Genomic DNA, 5,451 nt, shown 5'->3' with positions numbered 1-5,451 from the left:
GCAAGATGCAGCAGCTGTTCATTGCCCTGAACTTTCAGTTTTTTAGGATTGTCCGGCAACATACTGATATCGAGATAGATATTATTTCTTGAATCTATTCTTCTGAGGGTTTCAATGACATCCCAAAGCAACTGATCGATCCGCACTTTATCCATTTTCTGGATTTTACCGTCAAATCCGGTTTGCGCGATCATCAACAGAGCCTTGATTTTTTTGTCTAATTTTTCGGCTTCATTCAGAATGATTCCCAAAGTTTCTTTATACTCTTCGTTGGTTCTGGAAATCGAAAGTGCAACATCTGCTTCCCCCATAATCGACGTTAACGGTGTCCTCAATTCATGGGAAACATTTCCGATCAGGTGATTCTGGGTTTCAAAAGAGGTTTCGATGCGGTTCAGCATTCCGTTGAAAGTGTCGATGAGTTCGTTCAGTTCCTTATTATCAGGTTGCGGTTCCAGACGTAAATGCAGATTTTCGGAACTGATTTCCTTTACTTTTCCTGTAATTTTAAGGATAGGTTTAAATAACGTTTTTGATAAATAAAAAGAAAAGATCATACTGAAGAACAGTGAAAGAACGATGCAGGTAATCAGGGTTCTTTTTAAAAAACCGAGATAGTAAACCACATAATGGTTTTTGGCGGATGCGATGGCAATGTAATTTTTATTATCATGCTTAAAAGTTTGCCCGATGTAGTAAAACTCCTTGTCATTAAAATTCGCCTCGCCTTTTTTTACAATGCTTTTAAAAAAATAGTCCGGAATATGAACCTCATCCGAAATTTTCTTAAAGTTTGAGTCAGACGGAATTGCAAAAACATAATCCCGTTCCATCGGAAGCTCTTCATCGTTTAATCCGTTCAGAATATAATTTTCCGGAAGATCCAGATTATCTTTGCCTTTTTCGATCTGAATAATGGTGGTGGTACGGATTTTCAGCAGTTCATAAAATCTCTGATGTGAAAAGTTGACAATTGAAAAATACACCAATCCACTGAACAGCAATATGATGGCGGTAAAAACCAACATTAGAAGCACCATTGTTTTGGTCTGATTTGTGACAACTTTATTAAACATCTTTAAGATTTTTTCAGCACATATCCCATTCCTATTACTGTATGAATCAGCTTATTATCTTCCTGATTGTCGAGCTTCTTTCGCAAATAATTTACATACACATCTACAACGTTGGTTCCCAGTTCATAATTCACGCCCCAAACCGCTTCTAAAACTTCTGTTCTCGAAATGACTTTTTCAGGATTATTTAAAAAATATAAAAGCAGCTTGTATTCTGTGGAAGTAAGTGAAATTTCTTCGCCCGCGCGCGTAACTTTCTTGGTATAATCATTTAAAACCAAATCTGAAAACTGATATACATATTCATTATCTTCTTCATCTTCAGTACTTTCATAATGATTTCCACTATTGCTTCTTCTTAATAAAGATTTAATTCTCGCAACAAGTTCTATGAATTTAAACGGTTTTACGAGATAATCGTCTCCTCCGCTTTCCAGTCCCAAAACAATATTCTCTGAAGTTCCCAAAGCGGTTAAGAAGAGAATCGGAACATTCTGATTGGTTTTCCGGATTTCTTTGCAGACCTCCAAACCGTTCATTTCCGGCAGCATAATATCGAGTATGACCAGATCAAAATCGTTCGACTGCACCAATTGTACTCCGGTTTTACCGTCAAAAGCCACAGAAACTTCGTATCCGCTTTCCTGCAGCCCTTTTTTGATAAAGGATACCACACTGGTTTCGTCTTCGATGAGGATTATTCTTTTCATTGAAATTTGGAATTAGACAAAAATAGGGAAAAGATGGGAAATGAAATTTTGGATGTCTGAAAAAAAAAAAGCTGCCTCAATTTTGAGACAGCCTCTTCGTACTAATTTAATTTTTCATGATTTTCTTAACCTTTATTATGTTCCTATTCGTTATTATTTTTAACAGATATTCACCTTTAATTAAGTCATTCGTATTAATTGTTTTCTGCAATAAGTTTCCTTGTTTAAGGAGTTTACCAGAAATATCATACAGCTCATAAGATTTCAGATCTTCCCCTTTAACCGTAATAAAGCTGTTAAAAGGATTTGGATATACATCTATGGTAATATCTGCTTTTATATCTGGATTTTTTCCGGAAGTATTTTTTGCTGTGCGATTTGTTGTTGCTGCAATTCCCGTATTAGAAGCTACTCCTAACAATTGCCCGAATTTTGATTCCTCTTTTACACATCTCACATTCATCGCATTCATCGGATGATTAATAAATGAATCATTCATTGATACAAGCTTGGACGAGGTAAGACTGTTTGTCAGAAAAGCCATATTATAGGCAGTTCCATAAGAGTTAGCAGATCTTAATGTTGCTGTCCACACTCCTGAAATACCTAATTTCATAGCCGCAGAAATGGCATCATTATTACTAAAACCTCTCAATCCTGTTACGGGATAGTTTCCTATTTTATATTTCAGGTTCGGGTTACCTGTATTATCAGAAATGCCAAACTGATATCCATAGACCGTGCTTGTATTTTTAACAGTATTACCCAAGTAATAAGGAACACCTCCATTATAAATATCTGTTGGATTTTTAATTTCAAAATCCATTTCCTGTACAATTCCCATACTATGAATTCTAAACGGATCTATCGATGCATTCTTTTTATAAAAGCCATTATACCATGGGGAGCTTCCTTTATTGTCATCTAAATGATTCGGATCATTCGGATCATTATCTACGACTCCATTGGACGTATCCGGAACTCTCCACCCTGCAGGACAAGGATCAAATACAGATTTAGAGGTAGCATGCCCCCATCTGTCCATCATTTGGTTAGGAGTAGAATACAGCCAGTCTTGACCATAAAAAGAATTGAGACTTGACCGGTTTGTATATTTTGTACCAGGAACCATAAAAGCAAGAGGGTTTTCTGAAGCATATTTCAGATTATTCATTATTTTTTCTGCCTTAGTAATTCCTACATTACCATAATCTGTATCTCTTCGCCTGATGTAAGTATTTTCATAGGCATTTCCTGTAAGTTCAGAAAATGATGAGGGATACAAATTTCCATTCGCATCAGGTCCGGATGAAGTCCAGATACTGTAATTTCCTGTAGCTGCCATTCCATTAGAGACAATTACACCGGGAGTAATAAAGCTTGGTATAGGGTCTTTCCTGCCCCATTGATACTGCATTCCAGCAGAGTTATTAATCATTGTTAATTCTGCCGGTGTTACAGACTCTGGATTGGCGACATTTGGAAAAGCATCTGCTGCACCAAGATTTCTATCCATAAAGATATTTTTCATTGGCTGAGCTCCGGAATTTGTAAAATTCGCATAATTGGCATTAGAAGGTAATAATACATCTTCTGTCTGATAAGCAACTTCATCCACATTGGTATTGGTTACCCAGATATGCCAACTCCAGTAAGCAGGAGCAGAAACACTTCCGTTATGTAATGAAACTACTGCATTTCCTGATTGATCCGGAGCTACTTTTACCGAGATGTAGGCATCCTTTATATTTTCCTTGCTAGTCGGAGCATTAATTACTTTGATATTAGAGATTAAAGATCTGTTATCTGCCCAATAAACATTTACTTTAAGACTACTGAAATCACGCATTCCATGATCTGAAAGGTATTGATTATAAACAGAGAACGCTTTACTAATCGGGATTTTTATTTCCCTTTCTGTAGCTGCTCTAGTAACCAAATATGTATTCGGATCTTTAAGTCCTTCCGTATAATTTACATTCGCTACATTAGTAAAGAAACTGGTCGGGAAATCATATCCTTTCGCATATTTATCTTCTACACAACGACACGCCATAGCTCCTGACAAGCCTATAGATTCATATGCATGGGTATAATATTTACCAATCATATTAGGATATAATGTAGCATCAGGTTTTGACGTAAATTGTCCAGCATCTCCATAAGCATAAAAAAAGTATGAATAAGGAGTGGATGAAGCAGCAACTGTAGCAGACTGAACAATAATTTCGTGAGGATCCTGATGATAAAAATCACCGGTAGAGCCTACTACATATTTGCCATTACCCGGATAAATTCCCATATTTCTTGGAAAACTTCCTGAATAGGTGTTTGTAAAATCTATACCTAAGTTATGATAAATTTTTACTCCGTTTAAAGCCTGATTAATTGTGGTTGGCTTAGTATTAACAAAAGATGCTAAATCATTGGCCGGGCTGCCGGAATCTCTTCCCCACGGAGAGAAAGTATTGCTAACTGTTGTTGCAAATGTATTGTTTATGTAAGATGGTACTCTCCAGTTATTCGGACAAGGATCATAGGAAGTTTTTGGTTTGTAGGTGTTGACAGTACTTCCCGCTGTATTGGTAGCAAGCTGAGAATTATCTCCCCAAAGATCAGATTTCTTTCTTGTGGCATTATCAGCACCTATGTTTTGAACAAACCACGCATGTCCGGCTACTACATTTGTAAAAATAAGGTCTAAAGGATTATTTACTGAATATTTAATATTGCTATTAATGTCACTATAAGGTCTCTGCATACTTGTTATCTTGTCCGTTGTACCATTTCCCGTATAATCATACAAATGTTTTTTCGTACCTATAGTTCCACTAACCTCATATTTTGAGTTATCTTTATATTCAAAGGCCGGAAAAGGATCTTTTCTTCCCCATTGATACATTAAACCACCTGATTTATCCCAGTTATACCCTGTAAAATCTTTATTTGTAGCACCAAGATTCCTGTCCATCCACTTTGGAGTAAATTTCTTTACAACCCCATTTTCTAAATAACTTGCTGTCTCTACACCCGCTCTAACATTTCCATAGGTTACACCATTTGATGGATCGTCTGTAACCCAAACATGCCAGCTCCAAACAATTTTATTATTAATTTTAAATGCTACAAGAGCATTTCCTTCACCTTTTGCTTTATTTATCTCTACCTTAATTTTTGCATCCTCACCGAATCCTTCCATTGAGAGGCTATAATTTGAAGAGCGGATAAGACCGGCAACATCTTCCCAGTAAACCTCTGCTGTTGGTGTACCATTAAGGATTGTGGCATCATTCAGCAACCCATTCTGATCTTTCCACATTGCGTAGGCTTTCTTCACAGGAATATAAAATCCGTCATTATTAAGATTAGGATCAAAAATATAACTGTTGGGAGCTAATCGCCAATCTCTTACTGCTGTAACATCTATTTTCCCGTTTAGTGTTATCTGTCCACATCCTCCATTTGTAGCGACAGAATAATTAAATGTACCTACAGCCGTTGGTGTTCCGCTAATTGTAAGAGTATTGTTATTTATAACTCCTGTAACTCCTGAAGGCAAACCACTTACAACTACATTTGAAGCATTACTAAATGTATAAATAATTGGCAGAATTTGTGTATTTACATCTACTGTCTGTGTATTAGATCCAGATGATAATATTAAA

General features: G+C 36.4%; 3 protein-coding genes. All 3 read right to left on the bottom strand.

The features are described 5' to 3' along the window. Positions 1-1,076, bottom strand: a 1,076-nt coding sequence (locus WFK35_RS20160; RefSeq protein ID WP_336734225.1) for a histidine kinase dimerization/phospho-acceptor domain-containing protein, incomplete at its 3' end; no start/stop codon positions are given. A 2-nt stretch (positions 1,077-1,078) separates the two neighbouring features. Continuing rightward, complete coding sequence (locus WFK35_RS20155) at positions 1,079-1,786, bottom strand: response regulator transcription factor (RefSeq protein WP_336734223.1); 708 nt, start codon at positions 1,784-1,786, stop codon at positions 1,079-1,081. A gap of 106 nt (positions 1,787-1,892) precedes the next feature. Beyond that, positions 1,893-5,451: T9SS type A sorting domain-containing protein (locus WFK35_RS20150; RefSeq protein WP_336734221.1), on the bottom strand; the 3,559-nt coding region annotated here is incomplete at its 5' end.

Origin of the sequence: Chryseobacterium sp. VD8, from assembly GCF_037149975.1 — a bacterium.
GTDB classification, from domain to species: domain Bacteria; phylum Bacteroidota; class Bacteroidia; order Flavobacteriales; family Weeksellaceae; genus Chryseobacterium; species Chryseobacterium indicum.
This window is presented reverse-complemented; position numbering and strand designations above follow the sequence as displayed.

Coding starts and splice junctions, on each gene's coding strand:
- WFK35_RS20155 (WP_336734223.1), bottom strand. CDS start 1,786: ATGAAAAGAATAATCCTCATCGAAGACGAAACCAGTGTGGTATCCTTT.